The organism is Bacillus sp. CIS52 (assembly GCF_053545315.1).
This window is the reverse complement of the sequence record NZ_JBIUFR010000003.1, coordinates 14,219-35,886: the sequence shown is the minus strand read 5'-3', so window position 1 is coordinate 35,886 and position 21,668 is coordinate 14,219. Positions and strand designations below refer to the sequence as shown.

The window sequence follows — 21,668 nt, the reverse complement described above, 5'->3', positions numbered from 1 at the left end:
GGTTTTCCTGTTTGCCGTGATATATGTATTCAGAAGCTTGAACAAGCGCCGCATACAGAATCGAAAAGAAACTCGACGCGCTGCGCGAAGAAAAAAACGAAAAGGTATAGTTCATTCAGAATCAGAGGCAGGAGCAGCCAGCTCCACCTTTATCCGATCCGGGTCCTCCGTGTATACGGCGTAATGCGTGCTTCCGCCTGCATATGGATGGCGGTCCCTGTAAAGCACGGGGCATCCTCTGGCAAGCAGCTTTTCTGTCATCTCGTCAACCTGCTCTCTTGATGCAGCATGAAAAGCCAGATGGTTCAGCCCGACCCGGCATCTGTGGTACTCCGGTGTTAAAAAACGCTCCTTTGTCTGGACAAGCACAACATAAAATCCTGCGTTTTTCCAACTGATGCCGGAGTCCCAATTTTGAAATTCCCTATAACCGAGCTCACCTAAAAACCATCCCCAAAACCGGGCGGAGGCTTTCAAGTCAGATACATACAATTCAATATGATGCATCATAATATTGGCTTCCTCCTCACATCACACACGCCTTACCAGCACCTCTTCAACTTTATGGCCGTCACCTTTTCTCAAAATCAAATCCGACCTGAATTTTGTCGGCAGAATATTTTCATACAGATTCGGACGGTTGACGCTCTCCCAAATAGAGGCGGCCATGGTATCCGCTTCTGCATCAGATAAATCCTTAAATTTATGAAAATAAGAGGCCGGATCCTGAAAAGCGGTTTCCCTCAAAAGACGGAAACGCTCCAAATACCACGTGAAAATCCGGCTTTCTTCGGCATCCACATAAATCGAAAAATCAAAGAAATCCGATACAAAAATCCGCGGATCTTCCCTGTCGTCCTCTAAGGTCGGCGACTGCAGGACGTTGATTCCTTCGATAATAACGATATCCGCACCTTCGACCACTTCGACGGCGCCCTCTTCCCTGTCATAGGTAAGATGGGAATATACGGGCGCCTCCACTCTCTCTTTCCCTGATTTTATATCATTCAGAAACTCAAGCAGCGCTTTCACGTCGTAACTTTCCGGGAATCCCTTTCTGGACAGAAGGTTTTTCCTTTTTAATTCCGCCGTCGGATACAAGAAACCGTCAGTTGTCACCAGGCTCACCTTCGGCCTGTCGGGCAGACGGGAAAGAAGCTTTTGCAAAATTCTTGCGGTGGTGCTTTTGCCGACGGCGACGCTGCCCGCGATTCCGATGATAAACGGGATTTTCGCTGAATGCGGATGCTTCAAAAACACGTTGACATGCTGATTACGTTTTGCGGCAGACGTGACATGAAGATGGAGCAGTCGCACAAGCGGAATATAAATCGTTTCTACTTCTTCCACCGATAGGTAGTCATTCAGCCCCTCTACGGCCTTGGCTTCTTCTTCTGAAACGGCAATGGAAAGATGACCGCCGAATCCGGCCCAAGACTCGCGGCTGTGCTGCGTGTACAATGTATGTAAGTTCAATTCTTTACTTTTCACAATTCACACCAATCTCTCTGTATGGCTTTCCGGTAAAAAAACAAACGCTTACAAAGATTGTAACGGAAAACCGCTTCACTGTCTGCCCATTTTTTTCGCAAATGAGGAACCGAGCTTGCTGTACTCTTCCATTTCCTTCTCCGGAACCATGCTCCCGCCGGTGCTCCACACAAGGTGCACGGCATTTTCCATCTCAAGCCCCCGCTCTTTTATGTAACGGTTTCCCGCTTCAGTCTGAACGAACTTGACAGCTCCTGCCATGCCGGCGAGGGCAGAAGGCTCAAGGCTTTTATTCTCGGCGGCTCTTAATTGATAGAGCAGCGAAAAAAGCGTGCCGTCATCGGCGGTATAACAGCCGCTGAGTATAGGTTCCATCAGGGGGCCGGCCAGTCCGGACGGCCTTCCCACCGCAAGTCCGTCGGCGGCCGTTTGATTATCAAGACCGATATCCTGAACGCTGATTCCGTCATGCAAGCCGGAAAAAAGGCCCAACAGCATACACGGTGAATGCGTCGGCTCACCGAAAAAAATATGAACATGTTCGCCATAGATCAGCTTTAGCGCGAGCGCGACGCCGCCCGGTCCTCCTCCGACCCCGCACGGCAGATAGACGAAAAGCGGCTCATCTGCAGCAGGCTTAATGTTCATTTGATCCAGCTGCTTTTTTACACGGCTTCCCGCAACTGCATACCCCAAAAACAGATCCCGGGAATGCTCATCATCAATAAAATAACAATAAGGGTCCTGCTCCGCCTGAATGCGCCCTTCTTTAACAGCCAGACTGTAGTCTGCTTCGTATTCGATGACCCGAACCCCTTTTTCCCGGAGCAGCTCTTTTTTCCACTGCTTGGCGTCACTGGACATATGCACGGTCACACAAAAACCGAGCTTCGCGCCGATTATGCCGATACTCAAACCTAAATTGCCCGTAGAACCGACGGCTATAGAATATTTCGAGAAAAAAGCGGTAAACCGTTCCTCAGTCAATATGCTGTAATCGTCGTCTGCTGAGAGCATTCCCGCTTTTACCGCGAGATCTTCGGCATGCTTCAGCACTTCGTAAATCCCGCCGCGCGCTTTAATGGAACCGGAAATCGGAAGTCCATCGTCGCACTTCAAAAGCAGGCGCCCGGGGAAAGCCTGAGCAGCGCTGTGTTCCAGACGCTTCTTCATTTCATTAATCAAGACAAGCGGAGATTCAATGAGGCCCCCCGCCTCTTCCGTCTCCGGAAAAGCCGACGCGATATAAGGCGCAAACCGGCGCAGCCTTTCTTCCGCTTCGGCAATCTCCTGTTTCCATTCAGCGCCATGCTTTACTGGATCATCGGTTTTATGCGGATTGATCCAAAATACTTCCCGCGCCTCCGCCATTTGTCTGACTAAAGGCTCTTCCATCAATGCCGTGCGTATATCCCGATCGGACATTTGCTGTCTCCCCCTTGTTACTTTTTCTTTAATGCGCGGCCGGCCAGTTTTTCTGTAAACGATGGGAAAAGCTGATACAGCTTCGTCCCGAAACTCATCCATCGCGGAAGATTCATTTCCCGTTTATCCGTCAAAATCACGGACGTAATTCGCTTTGCCACATGGTCGGCATCAAGCATCCATCTGCCGACGCTTTTCACATAACCGCCCTCTTTATCTGCAATTGTAAAGAAGTCTGTTTTGATCGGGCCGGGATTAACCGTTGTCACAGCTACACCCGAACCGGCCAGCTCGAGCCGCAGCGCATTGGAATACCCTAAAACGGCGTGTTTCGTAGCGGAATAAAGGCTTGATTTCGGTGTCGCCAGTTTGCCGGCCTGTGAAGCGATATTGATAATATGGCCGCTTTTGGCGTGAAGCATCACCGGAAGACAGGCTTTCGTACAGGCAATTAATCCGAAGACATTGACTTCAAACATCGCCTTCATATCATCTAAAGATGCATCAGCGGCAGTTTCAAAAATGCCGAACCCGGCGTTATTGATTAATACATCAACATGACCGATCAAACGCCTTACGTTTTCAGCCTCTTCTGCATGCCGGACGTCAAACGGAATGACATCACACTGTCCGCCCCGCGCGGTAATCGTTTTTTTCACTTCCTGCAAGCGGTCCTCCCGCCTTGCGGATAAAAAAACATGAGCCCCTTCTGCCGCACAGGAATATGCAAGACGTTCTCCGAGTCCGCCGGATGCCCCGGTGATCCAAATCCGCTTATCCGTTAATCTGCCCATTTCCTTCACCCCTTCACAGCTTTAAACATCAGAGTATTTCCCGACTGAAAGGATTCGGCCTTCCCTTTTGCAGCCAGCACGTCAAGATGGCCGATCGTTTCTGACATCGTTAAAAACAATTCATTTTCGTACACAGCCGGAAACAGCCGCCTGCATACTTGGAAAGCCGTCAGCGTTTCCTCTGACAGCAGATGCAGCACATATTCCGCCCGGTTTCGCTGTTTTTCAAGCCGCCTGTCAGCAGCAGACCTTACGTCTTTCAGCAGCTCGCCGTGTCCAGGATATAAAAGGGACGGGTTGATATCATACAGCCGCTTCATTGATTTCAAATAGTCCAGCATCGGAGACGTGCGCACGCTCCCCTTTTCCGGAGCTTCCAAAATCGGATTTGTGGAGCTGTTGGACAAAAGCAGATCGCCGCTGAACATTTCACCGTTTTTTTCATGGTAAAGCGCAATGTGAGAAGCGGCATGCCCCGGGATTTCGAGCACCGTCCAGCCGTCCAGCCCGTCAATTTTTCCGCCTTCTCCCACTGTTTTCGTTAACGGACGGTTTGCAGAAAATAAGTATGACAGCTTAACTGTTTTATGTATGTCTTCATATGTCAGAGGAACGCCCATTTCTGTCATAAGCGACAGAAAAAAATCCTCCTGCCGGGCGATATACGACTGGTTCTGAGTAATGTACCTGTCATTCAGCGGATGCCCGATTACTTTCGTATCATCGGAAAAAAGGTGCAGCAAACCTGAATGATCTGCGTGATGATGAGTGAGCACCACCTGATCTATATCTGCTGCAGAAACACCGTGTTCTTTAAGCTGCATGAAGAGCGATTCAGCCGCTTCCTTTGTATTCGGGCCGCAATCAATGAGGGTTAAGGCTTCATCTTTTACTAAATAAACGATAACGTCGCCGACTGCAAACGGAGTCGGTACACGTATCGGAATGATCTTTCTCGCTGCCATATTTACGCTCCTTCGTTCTTTTCATTCCTGAATACTCATATTTTAGCCTTTTCTCTTCCCTGTGTCATTATTGCCGTATATCAGAAAAAAAGATTGACATCCCGCTCTGCCGCATAGCATAATGAACAACAAACTAGAAAAAACGGAACGCGATGACGAGGAACTAGTATATAAACAACGGCAGCAGAGAGCAATGTCCCCGGCTGAAAGACATTGCGGCCCTCTTGTTTACAGAACCTGCCCTCAGAGCGGTTAGGAAAACCTAAACGTATCCCCTCGTTACGGGATTTGAGCTGAGCACGGCTGATTCGTGCTAATGTAAGGTGGTACCGCGAAACCTTTTCGTCCTTTTTGACGGGAAGGTTTTTTTGTGTTTTGGAAAGAAGGAGGATTTATATGAAGAAAATCGGTTTTATCGGAGCCGGATCAATGGCGGAAGCAATGGTGAACGGACTGCTGCAAAGCGGACTGACGGCCCCCGGGCATATATATATGACAAACCGGTCAAATGACAGCCGGCTTGAAGAACTCCATAAAACGTACGGAGTGAAACCGTGCCGGGATAAAGAAGAGTTTTTCAGCAAGACCGACATTATCGTTCTCGCCTTTAAACCGAAAGATGCGGCAGAAAGCATTGAAAACATTCGCGAATACGTGAAAGATCAGCTTGTGATTTCTGTCATCGCAGGGCTGACGATTCACACCATTCAGCAATATTTCGGCAGAAAGCTCACCATCATCCGGGCGATGCCGAATACATCCGCGGCCATTCAGCAATCGGCGACCGGTTTTTCCGCAAGCTCTGAGGCGAGTGAGGCAGAAATCCGGACGGCAAAAGAGCTGCTGGAAACAATCGGAGAAGCGACGCTCTTTGAAGAAAAACACCTTGATGCCGTCACAGCCATCGCCGGGAGCGGCCCCGCGTATGTGTACCGGTATGTCGAAGCGATGGAAAAAGCCGCCCTTCAAGTCGGTCTGCCGGAGGAAAAGGCAAAAGAGCTGATTTTACAAACCATGGCCGGGGCGACGGAAATGCTCAGAAAAAGCAGCAAACGCCCTGAGCGCCTGCGCAAGGAAATCACAAGCCCTGGCGGCACAACTGAGGCAGGCCTTCGCGCATTAAACGAGCGCCGCTTTGAAGAAGCCATCATTCACTGCATTACAGAAACCGCAGCCCGGAGCGCCGAAATTAAAGAACAATTCGCAGGCTCCGTGCTGCAAAAGACGGACCAATCATAAAGCATGGGGCTTCCCATGCTTTTTTCATTCTGTTTAACTGCCGTATAAGCGGCTGATTCTCTCTTTTACTTCAGGAAGATGGAATGTGGCTTCATGCATGTTCACCTCTTCCTCAACCGCTTTTGTCAGCTCTCTTTTGATCCGTGCGGTCACATTGGTTTTCAGCGCAACCAGTGAGGCTCTCGGTTTATCCGCCAGCAGCCGGGCCAATTCGCGGCCTCTTTGAAGGACGTCTTTTTTCGGCAGCACTTCAAACGGAACCCCCCTTTTTTCCAGAGCGGCGCCGCTGAAATTCGCGGCCGTAAACAGCATTTCTTCCCCGAGGACAATTCCCAGTTTTTCAGGCACAATATACGTCGCGCCCATTCCCGGTGTAAATCCGTACTTCATATAATTACAAGAATAAAAACTCTCTCTGCTTAAAATCACGAAATCCGAGCTCAGACCGATCGTAAAGCCGGCTCCGATCGCATGCCCCTGCATGACGGAAATCACGGGAATCCTGCAATCCAATAAAAGACTGTGAAGCTTTAAATCTGTAAATTGGAGCTTTCCGCTCTGAATGGTCAAAAGCCCCTCCTGCGTTCCTCCCGTGCAGAAATAATTTCCGTAACCCGTCAGAAGGACGGTTTTATAGGACGGATGGGCATTGATGTCTTGGAATACCCGGTGCAGCTCTCTTACAAACTCTTCTGACAGCCCGTTTTTCCCGGCCGTATCCTGCATTGTGACCTGCACAATGCCCGGTTCTGTTTCCTGTACATCAATCATTGGATTCATGTTTATTCTCCGCTTCTTTAAAAATATTCAAGCCTTTCCGGCTCCGAGTGTTTCTGATATTAGGTCTTCCATTCATACTTTCTGTGAAACTCTTTTATTTCAGTCAGCACCAATCGCGTTTTTCCTTGATGCGCATTCGGGATGTCTGCTGCGGGCGCGGCATTTCTTGTGCCGAATTTTACGATGCCGCTGTCTTGGAGCAGCCGGTCATAATCAGCCATCGATAAACGGACGCGTTCATCCAAATGCCGGCTGATCTGAAATTGATTCTGCCGCGTCCGGCTTTGCGGCATAACGACACCGCTGTAAAATTCAGAGCAGCAGCCCGAACCGTATGAAAAACAGCCGACGCGTTTCGGCGTTTCAAAAGAGCCGTTATCAATCGTGCTGGCAAGAGATAAAAATACGGTGGCTCCCATGATGTTGCCGACGCGCTGACAGTATTGAATCCCAGGCAGCACGCGTTGCTGAAAATCCGCTTCAATGTCTTGCGGCTTAGCCTTTGCCAATTTTCTCATCATCGTCCGATGCGCTCCTTTTACCATTCCGCCAAACGGAGTGTGAAAAGAAAGGTATTGAAATGAGCTCTTATAATCCGCCCCGCTCACACGCTTTCGGTATTCCTGAAATGATTTTTCACAGCAGTCCAAATAAGACATGAGCGACAGATCAGCATCCCCCGCTTCACTATCCGGAATCGGGCGGCAGGTATCCATGACTTCATACCCGTAATACCCGCTTGCGCCTTGATCAAGCAAAAAGACATGAGGGGTGCTGCTGACTAAAAGCGCCACAGCTCCCGCCCCCGCACTCGGTTCGGCATAGGACCATTCCTCCGTCAACGCGTCACCGCCTTCAGCCACTAAAAAGCGGGAAATATCCGTTCCGATGATGAGCGCTTTCGCTCCCGGTGATGTTTGCGATAAGATGAAATTCACGCCCATCTGAAACCCGGCCGTTAAAGAATAGCAAGCCTGTTTCACCTCAAATAACCGGCAATTCCGCTTCAGCTGCAAATAATCATGGACGTATGTACTGATGGATTTGCCAAAATCAATCCCGGATTCCGTACAGGTGATCACCATTTCAATCTGATTCCGTTCCTCTTCTGACAGAGAGTCGATAATCGGTTTTGCGGCATTTACGGCGAACGTAATCGGATCTTCAAACGGAAGCGCCACCACTTTTTCTTTCATCAGCAGGTTCTCAAACCTTTTTTTATCCAGATTCCGATGTTCCGCAAGCTCCATGACGTCTACATACGCGGTTCCGCCAAACACGTTCATTGCTTCGATTCCTACATTCATTTCTCCAAGCCCCCAGAGTAAAGAGGCTTCCCGTGAAGCCTCTTTTATTTTTTCGTTCAAAACTCAACAAGCAGCCTGTCAACGCCGTGAAATACAGGGCTCGGAACCAGATTCGGCTCTTGATCCTCAGTAAAACGCCATGCGGGCATCTGTTCAAAAAAGTGGGAAAGCGCGATTTTCGCTTCAAGCCGGGCCAGCGGCGCTCCTAAACAATAATGGCTGCCCTGACCGAATGACAGATGCTGATTCGGCTTTCGTCCCAAATCAATTTGATCGGCATTCTCAAACTTCTTTTCATCTCTGTTCGCCGATCCAATCCACGCATACACTTTTTCTCCGGCCGGAATCGTTTTTCCGCCAATCTCGCTCTCAACCGCGGTGTAGCGGGTTACCCGCTGAATGGAAGGTCTGAGGCGGATGACTTCCTCAATAAAGTCAGGAAGGAGCGCCTTATTTTCAAGCAGCCGGGGCAGAATATGCGGAAACTCCTTGAGACTGAGAAATGAATTTCCGACCACATTTTCCGTCGTTACGTGCCCCGCAACGATCAACAAGCCGCAAAAACCGATTAATTGCTTGTCTGACAGCGGCTCTCCGTCTAAATCAGCTGAAATTAAATGGCTGATTAAATCATTTTCCTGCTGTTTTCTCCGCTGTAAAATAAACTGCATGAAGTATCCGATCATCTGCTTTTGCACTTCATTCATTTTCTTTTCATCTTTTACATTCTGGCTTTGGTCGACCCAGCTTTTAAAGATATCCCTGTCTTTCGGAGGAAATCCTAAAAGCTCTGCGATCACGATAATCGGAAGCGGAAATGCGTAATCTTCAATAATGTCCATCCTGCCTTTTGAACGGACGGCCTGAAGCAGGTCATCAGCGATAGCGGCTATACGCGGTGTAAGAGTCTCAACCGATTTCGGCATGAACGGCTGATTGACCAATTTTCTGAAGACGGTGTGTTCAGGCGGGTCCATTTTCAAAAGGCTGTCTTTGTTAATATGCCGGATCATTTTTTCCTGCTTGTCCGCACTTAAGTATTTATGATCGGAAGAAAAATGACTGTAGTCAGAAATCACCCGCTTCACTTCATCATAGGTGAAGATTTCCCAGCAATCTTCCTTTTCATTGTAATGAACGGGAGAGGTTTCTCTCATCGTTTGGTACCACTTGTACGGCTGCTGCTGTCTGATTTTTGTTAAACTGGTCATTTTCATTCCTCCAAGATGTGATCAAGATTTGAAAAGACCCGCCAAAGCTTACGAGTAAACCCGGCGGGCGGATATGTGAATTTACAGTCTTGTTTTGGCGGGCTGCTTCAGCATCTCACCATGCACGTTTATGATCTTTTCCTGCAGCTGCAGGAAGCTGTGTTCTGTCATTCCGTCTGCCGAATATAAAACGCCGCAAAATTCAGAAATCGTTTCGGCTGCGCTGTCTTCAGCCAATAACGTCATATGGTTGGATACTGCCACATCCATGATGGCGATATTTGTCATATGCTCTTCCCACTGGCTCCAGTAGTTGACGAAATCAGCAGATAAAATATCGGCCCTGATCGTAAAATACGGATCAAGCTCACCCAAGAAAATACCGTTTTTATTTCGGAAATAATAGCATGTCACCCCGTTCGGATCCGGAAGCGGCAGGAGTTCGTAATCAGTGATTTCGTAAGCGTCCTGAACGTTTATATTCTGCCTGATCAGATTTTTCACCAACGCGTCCGTCTTCGTTAACCCCCGCTGTTTGGCTTTTGCTATTAATTGCTCTAAAAATATGTCTTCATGAAGATCGGCATCTAGTTCATCACGGTGAATCAAGGTTTCAGAAATGCGTTCCGGATGTTGATAAATTGGTGCAAATAAAGCCATGTTCACCGTCTGCAGCATCATATTTTTATCAAATAATTCATCAGGAATGTTTATTTCCCGCGCACCCGCTGAGTCAAAGGAGTCTAGCATGACGATTGACTCAACGGTTTCTCCAGCCAGCTGCAATTGCCGGGTGACTTCATAAGCGAGCATACCCCCTAATGAATAGCCGCCTACATCGTAAGGACCCCGGGGCTGCACGGTACGTATGAGCTTAACGTAATATTCCGCCATGTGTTTAATGCCGCGGATCGGTTCCCGGTCTGTCATCCATCCTCTTGCCTGAATTCCGTAAAAAGGACGCCCGGTCCGTTCGGCAACAGGCTGGTACAGCTCCACTGCCCCCAGTGCGGAATGAAACCAGAAAATCGGTCTTCCCTTTCCTTCCGGGTTAAGACAGATCAGCTCGGGCGGCTCTTGATCATCTGTCTCTTCTGATATATCGTTTTGTTTCGTATGTTCCCCATGTACTTCCTCAGTATCTTTTTGGACAGAACCGGTCAGATACCCGGCTAATTTTGCGATTGTCGGATATTCATAGACAAGATTTGCCGTAATAGACGCTTGATAGGTTTTATTAATGGACTGAACCCATTCCACACCGATAATAGAATCCAGCCCCATATCAATGAATGCCTCATGCTCATCAATATCTTCCGGCTTCAGAAACAGAATGTCCGCAAGGCTTTCTTTGAGCTCTTTGCGCAAAGTGCCGTCAGAGATGCCGGCAAGGGCAGTTTCTGCTTCCAGGATTTGCGGACGTACCGCTGTTTCCTCCGCTTCAGCATACTCGGGTTTCTTTATTTGCCCCGCTATATATTCCGCAAGCTCCTCAAGCGTCGGGTGTTCATACACCTTATTGGCAGTAATCTCAGTGTGGTACGTTTTATTTACTGTTTGTATCCATTCAACCCCGATAATGGAGTCAAGCCCCATATCGATGAAAGGCTCATCAGCATCAATATCTTCCGGTGACAAAAATAAAATATCTGCCAGGCTTATCCTCAATTCTTCAAGCAATGTTCTATTGTCTTCGGAAACGGCTTTTTCTGACTGCTGAACAGAACCAGTACAATCCAAAGGCTGTAACACGATCGGTTTTTGCAATGTCTCCGGTTCAAACGCTGTCATTTCGATCTCAGTTAAAGGACTCAGAGAAATCAGCCCTTCATGTTCAGGCTGTGGCGAAGACGGGAGAACGGTTTGCGTTTCAGACCTTTTCATGGCTTGACCTGATAAAGAACTGTTTACATCAGCCGCCCAATACCTTTCTTTTAAAAACGGGTAGGCAGGCAGCGGCGTTTTATAATATTGCCCTCCGTCAAAAAGCCGTGTAAAAGGAAGATCATATCCTCTGCAAAAAAGGTCAGCGATATGTGCCAGGCTTTCTCTGTACTGTGCGGGCGAAGCCGCCGAGCGGCACTGTTCAATGCACTCCATTCCGAATGTTTTCATTCCGGCTTCTTCTGCCGGCTTCTGCTCCTTCAAATTGGACACAAACACACCCGGAAGCTCTCTTTTTACTAGCCACTCCGATAATATCCGCTTCAGTTCGTCTGCACTGCTTACGATACAGGCAAACCGGTGATGCAGATGCTTTCTGCCGAGGAGGAGCGTATAACTTATATTTCCCAGATCGATATCTTTGTTCTTGCTGAGTACATCCAGCAGGCGTTCTGCCTGAATTTCCAGCTGACGCTCCGTCCGCGCAGATAAAGGAATAAGGCAGGCCGGTTTTGCCGGTGACCGGCGCACGGTTTGCGGCGCCTCTTCAATAACAAGATGGGCATTTGTTCCGCTGAATCCGAATGAACTGATGGCGGCTCTGCGCGGTGCATCCGGATTCCGTTCCCACGGTATCAGCTTTTCATTAACAAAAAACGGACTGTCGGCAATTTGAATATGCTGATTGGCTTGATGAAAATGCAGGGAAGCCGGAATCTGCCGATGCTTCAGCGACAGCAGGATTTTAAACAGTCCGGCCATCCCCGCGGCCGCAGCGGCATGTCCGAGATTGGTTTTCACAGAGCCGATGGCGCAATATCCTTTTTTATCCGTATAGCGGCGGAAAGCGCGCGTTAAGGCGCCGAATTCGATCGGGTCGCCCAGTGCAGTGCCCGTTCCGTGAGCTTCCACCATTTGAATGGTTTCCGGATCAATGTGAAAAGTATCATAGACATGCCGTTCCAATCGTTCTTGAGAAAGCGCGCTTGGAGCGGTTATTCCGTTTGTAGTGCCATCCTGATTCATTGCAGAGCCTTTTATGACGCCGTACACATGATCTCCGTCACTAACCGCGTCGCTAAGACGTTTCAGCACCACGGCTCCCACGCCTTCACCCGGCACGAAGCCGTCCGCGCTTTGATCAAACGTATGGCAGCGCCCGGTCGGCGACAGCATATTCGCCTTATTTGACGACTGATAAAAAGCGGGAGTGGATTGAATGAAAACCCCGCCCGCCAACGCCATTTCCGTTTCTTTCGTCCAGAGCCCCTGACATGCCAAATGAATGGCTGTCAGCGAACTGGAACATGCTGTATCAACAGTGATCGCCGGACCTTGTAAATTAAGGTGATAGGCGATCCTTGCCGGAGTGACGGAATTATGATTGCCCCAAAAAGCCTGCGCGGGCCCCTGCTGTTTAAAAATGGCCTGGTAATCTCCGCCGCAGGAGCCGGCATACACGCCGCATTCCCGGCCTCTTACCGAGTCTCCCGCATATCCCGCATCTTCAAGCGCTTTCCATGTTTCTTCCAAAAACAGCCTCTGCTGAGGGTCCATATAGGTCGCTTCACGTCCCGATATATTAAAGAAAACGGGGTCAAAACATTCAATGTCCTCTATAAAACTGCCATACTGGCATTGGCTGTCAGAGAGATCCCATCTGTCTGCTTTTTTAATCAGATCCCGTCCGGCGGCTAAGTTTTCCCAAAACTCATGGACATTCTCCGATTCAGCAAACCGCCCGCTCATCCCGATAATCGCGATCGGTTCTTTTTCAGGTAACACAGCTGCTGATTTGACTGTATCGGCCGGATCCTTTTGTTCAGGGCGGTACGTCATTTGATACGGCTCAGAAACGCTGATGACGATTTTCCCGATATTTCCGCGGTCATCCAGACAGTGATACGCTTCTTTTATGTCTTCAAAGGAAAAGATTTTTGAGATGACAGGCTGAATGACTTCCTCTTCCGCCAGCCGCTGCAGTTCCAATTGATAGTCCTTGACCTGCTCCGGATTTTGAAGGGACAGCTTCCGCAAATCCACGCTGTGAAACGATTGATTGTTATGAAGGACGGACAAGTCGACTGATTTAGCGGATTTCAGCGCAGTCATGGCAATTTCGATATATCTTCCGCCCGGCGCCAGGCAATTCATTCCTTTTTGCATGGCACCACCGGCCAGGGTATTAATGACTACATCCACCCCGCGGCCGCCGGTCATTCGCATGATTTCCGTTTCAAAGTCTTCTTCTAAATAGCAAATGGTATTGCGGATCCCGAGCGAATGCAAATACTCAATTTTTTTCTGTGATCCGGCCGTGGCATATATTTCCGCGCCGATATGCCGGGCCATTTGCACCGCGATCAGCCCCGTTCCTCCCGTCGCGGTCTGAATTAATATTTTTTCGCCTTTTTTAAGTCCGGCTTTCCGGAAGGCGTCTATCATTGTCACCGCCACGGTGGGAAGAGCGCATGCTTCTTCAAAGGTCAGCCGGGCCGGTTTATGATAGACTTGATGTTCTTTACATGTGATGAGATTCGCCTGAGATCCAAATTCCTCTCCCATGCCGACAATCACTTCATCACCTGGAATGACGGATGTTACATGCCTCCCTGTCTTGATCACGACACCGCTTGCTTCAAATCCGGGAGTGAACGGATAAGGCGGCATCGTCGGGTACAGCCCTCTGACACAAAGCAAGTCTCCGAAGTTTAAAGAAAAGGCGCGGACGGCTATTTGAACTTCATCATCTTTTGTCTCGGGCACTTCACTGCGGGCAATCGTCAGATCTTCAATGCCGCCCGGACGGTCAATCACAACCCGGAACATTCCCGAGTCATCGGACTTTGCGAAAGAAGGCGGCATACGTTCTTGTTTCGGTTTCTGATAACCGTTTTCCTTTCTTTCCGTCTGCAAAGGTTTTTCGGCAGGCCGTTCTTCCTGAAGCGCCGGACGGATTTTCGCTCTTTCGGTCTCCAAAGATGAGGCTATGGTGGTTTCATATTCTGCCGAGATATAACCGGTCAGCAGTTTCACATGATAGTAATCAAATAAAATCGTTGTCTGCAGTGTAAGATTCAATCGCTTATTCATCTCGTTAATCACATTGACGGCTAAAATGGAATCAATGCCGTATTCAGAGAAATTCAGTTCTTCCTGAATATCCTCTTCTTTCATTTTTAATACATCGGCAATACTTGTTTTGATGACAGAGCGGACATGGGAAGCGACCGATTCCCCATCAGCCTTAACAGCTTGATGCTCCTCTGGCGCGCGGCTGCGGGAAACAGGCTGTGCGGGCTTTCGGAAAACTTCGGACGGGGCGGCGTATGGCTTTCTGCCGTCTCTGATCCCTTGCATCCGGACGAGTCCGTCACTCTCAGCTGCGATAATCTGCTGACCTAAATCATGAGCCGTTTCAGCAGGGAAACAAACCGCTCTGTATCCTTCCGAATGCAGCACACGCTCCCACGATTTTGGATATAAGCCGGGACTTCCCGGAATCCGAAGCTCATCATCCTCATAGGACCACCAGCCGTCAAGCAGCCCGAAGGTTAAATGGGTAAAAACAGAACGATCGCTGATTTCGTTTATCAGAATCATCCCGTTGTATTTCAGGAGCGCTTTCAGACGGCGCAGTGTCAAACTGATATTTTTTGTGGCGTGAAGCACATTGGCGGCGATGACAATATCGTAAACACCCGTTTTGATATTTTGTGATTCGCAAGGCTCCTCCGCATTAAACAAGGCTGTTGTCAAATACGGCACATCAGGTCCGTATTCCTGTTCGGCATGCATTAAAAAAGCTTTAGAAACGTCCGTATAACAATATTCCGCAATCTGTTTTGCAAATGGTTGCAGTTTTGCAAACAGCATGGCGCTCGTTCCGCCCGTCCCGGCCCCTACTTCTATCAGCCTGATGCCGGCATCGGGGTGTTCTGTAAGATAGGCTTTCAGGTAAGCGGCCGCGGAATCTGCTAACACTTCATTAAAATAATCCGCAACGGGATTATGCTTATAAACACCTTCAACGAGCCGCATTGATGAATCGGGAAATACGATATCCGTAGCCGGACGTTCTCCTTTTAAAATTGAAGGCATCGCTTTTATCGTCGCTTCGGCCAATTCAGCTTGCGCAAGCTCCCCATTTGGAAGCAGGTGTTTATGGGCATTCCACTCATTCCAGACTGTGCGGCCGTCCGGGCGCTGATCCGTGAGAAGAGTGATCGTGTATCCGTCATACGCGATATATCCGTTTTCTTTTAATAGATTCAGGCTTTCTTCCAGCCATTTGCCGTATGTGCCGATCACGCCGGCGTTCCGCATGGATGCTGCAGCTGTGGTGACAGGCTCGCTGAAAAAACCGAGTGATTGTAATTGGTAAAATAGCAGTTTGCAAAGAAGGCTGTTCATATGCGCAACTCCATTTCTCGTTTTAAAGTCTCAAGCCGTTCATTCCGATCCGGATTTTGCCGCTTGACGCTTTCCATAAATGAAGGCTCCGGGCCGGATACAACCGATATTGCATCTTGATCCGTCAGTGCGGCTAAGCCGTGCGGAGCAGCTTTGATGAATGCCGCTTGGCTGAACGGTTCTGATAGTAAGACTTCCAGCGCCTCCATTGCTTCATCGGGTTCAATAGAACCGATCCCTGACGCCTCCATCCGTTTTCTGTAAGACGGGTCTGATACAACGCCCAGACTGCCCCAATATCCCCAATTCATGACTTTCACTTCACAATCAAGCAAGGAAGCGATATGGCGGGCAAAGGCGTCTTGAAATGTACACCCTGCCGCATAGTTGCTTTGCCCGGCATTTTTTGTGAAAGAATTAACAGATGAGAAAAACAGCACAAAATCAAGCGGTTCTCCCTTAAAAGCTTCGATCATTCGGACGCTCGTATTCACCTTAGCTGAAAAAGCGTTTCTGAAAGAAGCTTCATCCATATTCGCCATACTTTTGTCAGCAAGCGTTATCGCGGAATGGATGACTCCCGTTATATTGCCGTATTGCTCTCTTACGGAACGGACGGCCGCTTTAAGCGCTGCGGCATCTTGAGCATCAGCCTGTATATAATGCGGGGCGGGGCCTGATAGCGCCAGCCTGTCTATTTTGCTCTGAATCTCCTGATCCTTCGGCCGCCTGCCGATCCATATAATCCGTGCCTTGTAACGGGTGATCATGTATTTGCTCCATGCTTCTCCGATACCGCCCGCTCCGCCGATGACAGCATAAACGCCGCCTTCTCTGTACGACATACGCGGAGCGGAACTTGTCAGCACCCGGACTGTTTTTTGCTTGTGCCAAGCTCCGTTACGGTACGCGGCAGCATTTCCGTCCGGATCTGGAGGAAGGCGCCAGATGTTTTTCATCTCAGACGAATCACTGCCTTCTTCTGCATCAATCAGCCTGATGTCCCAGTTCGGATATTCTTTTGCCAATGAACCGATCAAACCGTGTACGCCTGCATGCTCAGGCTGCGGCAGATCACCCAGATACACGGACTGTGTCTGCCGGGTGACCGCCGTAAAGCTGATGTTTCGGTTTCCATACCCGAGTGACAGCAGCGCTTTGATGAAACGGAAACATTGAATCACCCCATTCTCCTGCTCATCAAGCATTTCCTGACTGACGGATGCAGGTGCGAAACGATCCGGCGCAATCCATAAGAAATGGCGGATATCCTGATACCCGGCTGTCAATTCACGCAATGTTTGCTCGCTTGAATGATCCGGCGTCTCCTCCAGATGGGCGCGGGGCCACATTTTTGCCGCAGCCTTTATGGTATCTCCCGGCTTTCCGATGATCAGCAATTGTTCCTGATCAACCGCTCGATTTTCTTCCAGAGAAAAGAAAGTTTTGTCCCACACAGGGGCAAGCATCGCCGTCTGAACTTCCTGCCGTTTGCTTTCGGTTTGGTTTGTCTGCCGGACAGCCCGGCAGGAGAAGCCTGTCAATCTCATACAAACAGCGCCGTTTTCATCACATAAATCAATATCCAGCGTCAGCGCTTCGTTATCTGACCGATCGCTCTGTTTGCGGACAAGCGCCCACATCGTTTTCTGAGTCGGCTGAAATATTTCTGCCTGCCGCAGGGAAAACGGCAGCATCGGAGTGTCTCCGGCAGTATCTGAACCGGCACCCAGTGACGCCTGAAACGCGGCATCTAGAAGGCTCGGATGGATGACAAACTGATCGGCGGTACTGTCTGCCGTTTCTGGCAGTGACAGCCGGGCTGCAGCACCCCTCTCTCCGATCATCAGCTGATCAATCCCTTGATGGCTCGGCCCGTATATCATACCCGCATGCCGGAAAGCCTGATAAACCTCATCAGACGTCATAACCGATTGGCTGCAGCCGGACAGCCAGCCCTCTAAGTGAACTGACGGAACCGCTGCTATCTCTCCTGATACCGCGGTGCCTTTACTGTATAAAATCCGTTCTCCCCCAGGTTTTTCCGATAGGCTGTAAATCGTAAATTCAATGTCTTCATTTTCCTTAAGGATAAGGCTGATATGGACTTCTACATCCGTCCCCTGATGAACGACAGGCCTCATCCATATGAGATCTTTCAAATACATTCCTTTACGTCCGTCCGGCACAGCGTATGCGGCACGCTCAACGGCCGCCCTGGCCATTTCGATCACGGCGGCTCCCGGGAGCACCTTCTGCCCATTGACTGTGTGATCAGTGAAAAAGAATTCCCGTCCGGTAAAAACAGAGGTGAATTTCAGCTCCCAAAGATCGGATGTGTTTTCATGAAGCAGCGGATGGATCACCGTTTTGCCGTCATCCCTTTTTGAAACCGCCTCGGCTTCATCTTGAATCCAGCATCTGACCTTTGCAAACGGATAGGCGGGAAGACTGATTCTCCGGGGTTTTTGTCCCGAATATAACAAGTTCCAGTCCACATCGACTCCCTGCACCCACATTTTCAGCAAATGATCGTACTTTCTCTTTTTCAGCCATTTGACCATGGCTTCCTGCAAATCTTCATCAGATTCAAACACAGCCACTGTCTCATGATTTCGCTTCGCCCGCCCCCTGTAAAGATGCGGTGCGTTTTCATTTTCCAAGTACGATCTGAGCTTGTCCTCCAGCTCCTTAAAGGAGTCAGCAATGAGAGCCAGCCGCTCATCCATCGCTTCCCGCCCCGCTTGTAAAGTATATGCGACATCAAATAAGTCCGGCTTATCCGTATGCTTCTTTTGAAGAAAAGCAAGAAGGCGCTCCGCATATTCTGTCAGACGCTCCCCATTTTTTGCAGACAGCAGAATGACAGCCGGCCCTTGGCTGCTGATTGCTTGTTTTACAGGAGCCTCATATTCTTCAATAATGATATGCGCGTTAGAACCGCCCGCACCAAAGCTGCTGATCCCCGCCCTGAGCGGCTGTTCTTCTCCGCCTGCTGAAATCCGTTTCCAATCTGTTAATTCACGGCAGACGGAAAACGGTCCTTCATCAAATTGGATATTCGGATTTAAAATATCTGCATGCAAAGATGGGACGATTTGTTTGTGCTTCATCTGCAGCAGCACTTTTGTGACAGCAGCGATGCCTGCTGCCGATTCCCCATGTCCGATATTTGATTTGACAGACCCGATGAGACATGTTTCAGGAACATCACCGAATGCATCGGTTAAAGCCCGGATTTCAATCGGATCGCCTAATTTCGTCCCTGTTCCGTGCGCTTCCACATAGCTGATCTGACCCGGGGATACCCCCGCTTCCTGTAAAGCTTGAGAAATGACTTCGTTTTGCGCCTTAGGGTTCGGTACGGTGTAACCGCTCGCTCTCCCGCCATGATTAATGGCAGCTCCTTTAATGACGCCGTAAATCCGATCTCCGTCTTGTACGGCGTCTTCTAAACGTTTAAGAAGCAGCACCCCGACCCCTTCTGCCGGAATATAGCCGTCACCCCCGGCGCCGAAACTCCCGCAGTGTCCTTTAGATGAGATGAACTGCCCTTGGCTCAGCATGAAGTACTTGTTAGGATGAACGGTGAGATTCACTCCGCCGGCAAGCGCCGCGCGAATCCGATGATCCCGCAAATCCCGGCACGCCATGTACAATGAAGTCAGCGAACCCGAACACATCGTATCGACCGAAATGCTCGGCCCTTGAAAATCACAAAAATAGGAGACACGGTTAGCAATGGATGAAATCCCGCCTGGGAGCCCGATATGCCGTCCTTTCACTCCCGCTTCAGCCGAGAATAGCGGGTATTCCTGATACATGACACCGGCATACACACCTACCTGACGGCCCAGTTCAGGTGATGTCCTCGTATATCCCGCATCCTCCATGGCCATCCACGCATGCATTAAAAACAGCCGTTCCTGAGGATCAAGGTGTTCCGCTTCACGTGGGGAAATCTTAAAGAACTCAGGATCAAAATCGGCGATCCCGTCAATGAATCCGCCCCATTTGCTGTAGATCGCTCCCGGCGCCGTCCGGTCCTCGGAAAAGTAATGTTCCCATTTCCAGCGGTCTTTCGGAATTTCGGTAATACAATCCTTTCCTTGTTTGAGATTATCCCAAAACGCATCGATATCATCTGCCTGCGGATACTTGCCGGAAATTCCGACAACGGCAATATCCAGCGGGTTTCCTTTCGTTTTCTGACGGCTTTGATTCCCGGACGGGGCAAAAGACGCATTTTCAAGCCGATTTGGCTGAAGCACTTCTTTCACAGACGCATTTTTCAATTCCGCCAGCTGTTCCCCGGTATGACTGAGGACTGCGGCATCAAATGAGAGAAACCCGTCTTTTTTATGTTTGATTGTATTGACCACATAGACGGTATCAGACATGACAGGTCCGTAAAGCGTCAGCCTCTCAATCATGAGCGGTATGTGAATCCGCTTTTTCAGCTGCAACTCTTCTTCACCGAGCGACATATAACAAGAATTCAATATAAGCGGGTCAAATGCAAAGTGATGGAGATCGCCTTTTTCTTTTTTTCCTGATAAGTCCAGCTGCAATAAAAAGGAGCTCTCACTCATTTTGTATCCCGCCGTTACCGTTTTCAGCATCGGGCCTATCGTGAAGTCGGCAACCGAATCGTACAGACGGGAAATGACATCCGGCGCCACCTTTTGTGCATGCGACTTCATTTGTTCAACGTCATATGATTTTTTTATGGGTGCCTCTGTATATCTGCTTATTTCTCCTTCGGCACATGTCTTCCGGCTTTCTTTACCGGAGACAGTGCAGCTTGCGGTAAAGCGTTCGGCACTCTTTTCTGCCGTAAATGAAATGTCAATCTGCGCGGCCTCTCCCGGCTCCAGCGTGACGGGCCCTCCCGTAAAACGGATATCTTTCAGTTCGGCGGGATACGTGCCGGAATGAGACGCTCCGGATGCTTCAAGCACCATACACGGATACACTACACCCATCAGTGCCGGTTTGCCGAAAACCAGATGATCCTGAAGGAATGCTTCATGTTCATAGAAAGTAAATGTCTGACTGCCCAATTGCGTTTCAGAAACCGGTGCTGTATCCGCGACAAGGCCGGAAGATTCATCTGTTCCTTTTGTTTTTATGTCTTCAAGCAGTTCGGATATGCTGCTGCACTCAAATAAAAGAGTCGGATTCAGCCGCAGTTCAAACGCCCCTTCGATGTCTTTAATAATGGCCAGAAGCTGGGACGATTCAAGCCCTAATTCAAAAAACACGGTGTGCGCATCATTTCTTGTGACAGGACGGCCTGCGTGTGTCGAGAAAATGCGGTATAAGGTTTCCTCCATCTGCTGAACGCCTGGTATCAGCTGCCGGTCTGTCCGCACCTTTTTGGCTGTCAGGCCGAGCAGTGAAGCAATATGCACACCGCTGGGGTTGTAAAAGTCAATATCCATTTTCACCATTTCTGAAGGTGTGCCGGATTTTTTCGAAATCACCGCGAAACAGCGATCCGTAACGGTCTCAGCGGCAATAAACGACTCATAATAAATCGGTAAAAACAAACCGGCGCCTGCAGCTGTCTGCAATACGCCGGAGGCCATGGCGGCACCGTCCATCAGCGCGGGGTGAAAGAGAGCGCCGGGGAGATTTTCCTGGCATGAATCAGACTGCCGAATATCAAGGAAACATTCCTCTTCATTTAGATAGATCTCTCCCGTCGGCTTCATCAGCCCGTCATGCGACAGTCCGCGGCTTCTCGCGGCTTCGTAAACTGTATGCAAAGAGACTGACGGAAGTGCGGCTTGTTGTTTTTTCTCCCCTGCGTCAAGGCGTCTATCTGATGAGAAGACTCCTTCATGCACCTCCGCTGATAAGAAAACCGTCCCGGAATCCGCCCCGCAAATCGAGGCTGTCCAGAACTCCTTTTCTTTACCGAATATGACACTCACATCAAGCCGCTCTGACCGTTTCACTGATAAAGGATGATAAATGGTCACCCGTTTCAGACAGATGGAACGGAATGAAAGATCAAGGCATTGCTTTGCCAGCTGATACAGCATATCAATATAGGCCAGACCGGGCATGACAGATTCTCCGTGAATAAGATGGTTTTTCATAATGGGATGTTCTGCCGTCAGGCGCAGATTCACTGTTTTTTTCATGGTTAGT

11 protein-coding genes are annotated in these 21,668 nt (G+C 49.3%); 1 reads left to right on the top strand and 10 read right to left on the bottom strand.

All coding sequences use genetic code 11. The features are described 5' to 3' along the window. Positions 1–111 precede the first annotated feature (111 nt). From ACH32G_RS12885 to ACH32G_RS12865, 5 genes are all read right to left on the bottom strand, one after another. Positions 112–507 carry a VOC family protein gene (locus ACH32G_RS12885; protein WP_156187193.1) on the bottom strand — a complete coding sequence of 132 codons (396 nt, stop codon included), beginning with the start codon at positions 505–507 and terminating at the stop codon, positions 112–114. 24 nt (positions 508–531) lie between these two features. After that, positions 532–1,491 (bottom strand): type I pantothenate kinase, encoded by a 960-nt coding sequence (gene coaA / locus ACH32G_RS12880; protein ID WP_049628730.1) that lies wholly within the window; start codon positions 1,489–1,491, stop codon positions 532–534. Between the two features lie 75 nt (positions 1,492–1,566). Further along, positions 1,567–2,916 carry a D-serine ammonia-lyase gene (gene dsdA, locus ACH32G_RS12875; protein WP_448814423.1) on the bottom strand — a complete coding sequence of 450 codons (1,350 nt, stop codon included), beginning with the start codon at positions 2,914–2,916 and terminating at the stop codon, positions 1,567–1,569. Positions 2,917–2,933: 17 nt separating this feature from the next. Then, positions 2,934–3,710, bottom strand: coding sequence for an SDR family NAD(P)-dependent oxidoreductase (locus ACH32G_RS12870; protein WP_016939189.1), 777 nt, complete (start codon positions 3,708–3,710; stop codon positions 2,934–2,936). Positions 3,711–3,715: 5 nt separating this feature from the next. Continuing rightward, complete coding sequence (locus ACH32G_RS12865) at positions 3,716–4,675, bottom strand: MBL fold metallo-hydrolase (protein WP_448814422.1); 960 nt, start codon at positions 4,673–4,675, stop codon at positions 3,716–3,718. A 396-nt stretch (positions 4,676–5,071) separates the two neighbouring features. Here ACH32G_RS12865 and proC point away from each other — a divergent pair, with 396 nt between their 5' ends. After that, positions 5,072–5,914 (top strand): pyrroline-5-carboxylate reductase, encoded by an 843-nt coding sequence (gene proC / locus ACH32G_RS12860; protein WP_049628734.1) that lies wholly within the window; start codon positions 5,072–5,074, stop codon positions 5,912–5,914. A gap of 33 nt (positions 5,915–5,947) precedes the next feature. Here the strand turns inward: proC and ACH32G_RS12855 are convergent, their stop codons facing one another. The 5 genes from ACH32G_RS12855 to ACH32G_RS12835 form a co-directional block, all read right to left on the bottom strand. Continuing rightward, positions 5,948–6,694, bottom strand: coding sequence for a polyketide synthase (locus ACH32G_RS12855; protein ID WP_016939192.1), 747 nt, complete (start codon positions 6,692–6,694; stop codon positions 5,948–5,950). 59 nt (positions 6,695–6,753) lie between these two features. Then, the gene (locus tag ACH32G_RS12850; protein WP_415305367.1) at positions 6,754–8,001 is read right to left on the bottom strand and encodes a hydroxymethylglutaryl-CoA synthase family protein; all 1,248 of its coding nucleotides are present in this window, start codon (positions 7,999–8,001) and stop codon (positions 6,754–6,756) included. 56 nt (positions 8,002–8,057) lie between these two features. Then, positions 8,058–9,212, bottom strand: a complete 1,155-nt coding sequence (locus ACH32G_RS12845) for a cytochrome P450 (protein WP_448814421.1) — start codon at positions 9,210–9,212, stop codon at positions 8,058–8,060. Between the two features lie 81 nt (positions 9,213–9,293). Beyond that, positions 9,294–15,509, bottom strand: a complete 6,216-nt coding sequence (locus tag ACH32G_RS12840) for a beta-ketoacyl synthase N-terminal-like domain-containing protein (protein ID WP_448814420.1) — start codon at positions 15,507–15,509, stop codon at positions 9,294–9,296. Beyond that, entirely contained in the window at positions 15,506–21,661 is a 6,156-nt protein-coding gene (locus ACH32G_RS12835; RefSeq protein ID WP_448814419.1) for an SDR family NAD(P)-dependent oxidoreductase, read from the bottom strand. Before ACH32G_RS12835 ends, ACH32G_RS12840 begins: the two co-directional genes overlap by 4 nt. Positions 21,662–21,668 lie beyond the last annotated feature (7 nt).

Coding starts and splice junctions, on each gene's coding strand:
- proC (WP_049628734.1), top strand. CDS start 5,072: ATGAAGAAAATCGGTTTTATCGGAGCCGGATCAATGGCGGAAGCAATG.
- ACH32G_RS12870 (WP_016939189.1), bottom strand. CDS start 3,710: ATGGGCAGATTAACGGATAAGCGGATTTGGATCACCGGGGCATCCGGC.
- ACH32G_RS12835 (WP_448814419.1), bottom strand. CDS start 21,661: ATGAAAAAAACAGTGAATCTGCGCCTGACGGCAGAACATCCCATTATG.
- ACH32G_RS12865 (WP_448814422.1), bottom strand. CDS start 4,675: ATGGCAGCGAGAAAGATCATTCCGATACGTGTACCGACTCCGTTTGCA.
- ACH32G_RS12885 (WP_156187193.1), bottom strand. CDS start 507: ATGCATCATATTGAATTGTATGTATCTGACTTGAAAGCCTCCGCCCGG.
- dsdA (WP_448814423.1), bottom strand. CDS start 2,916: ATGTCCGATCGGGATATACGCACGGCATTGATGGAAGAGCCTTTAGTC.
- ACH32G_RS12855 (WP_016939192.1), bottom strand. CDS start 6,694: ATGAATCCAATGATTGATGTACAGGAAACAGAACCGGGCATTGTGCAG.
- ACH32G_RS12845 (WP_448814421.1), bottom strand. CDS start 9,212: ATGACCAGTTTAACAAAAATCAGACAGCAGCAGCCGTACAAGTGGTAC.
- ACH32G_RS12840 (WP_448814420.1), bottom strand. CDS start 15,509: ATGAACAGCCTTCTTTGCAAACTGCTATTTTACCAATTACAATCACTC.
- ACH32G_RS12850 (WP_415305367.1), bottom strand. CDS start 8,001: ATGAATGTAGGAATCGAAGCAATGAACGTGTTTGGCGGAACCGCGTAT.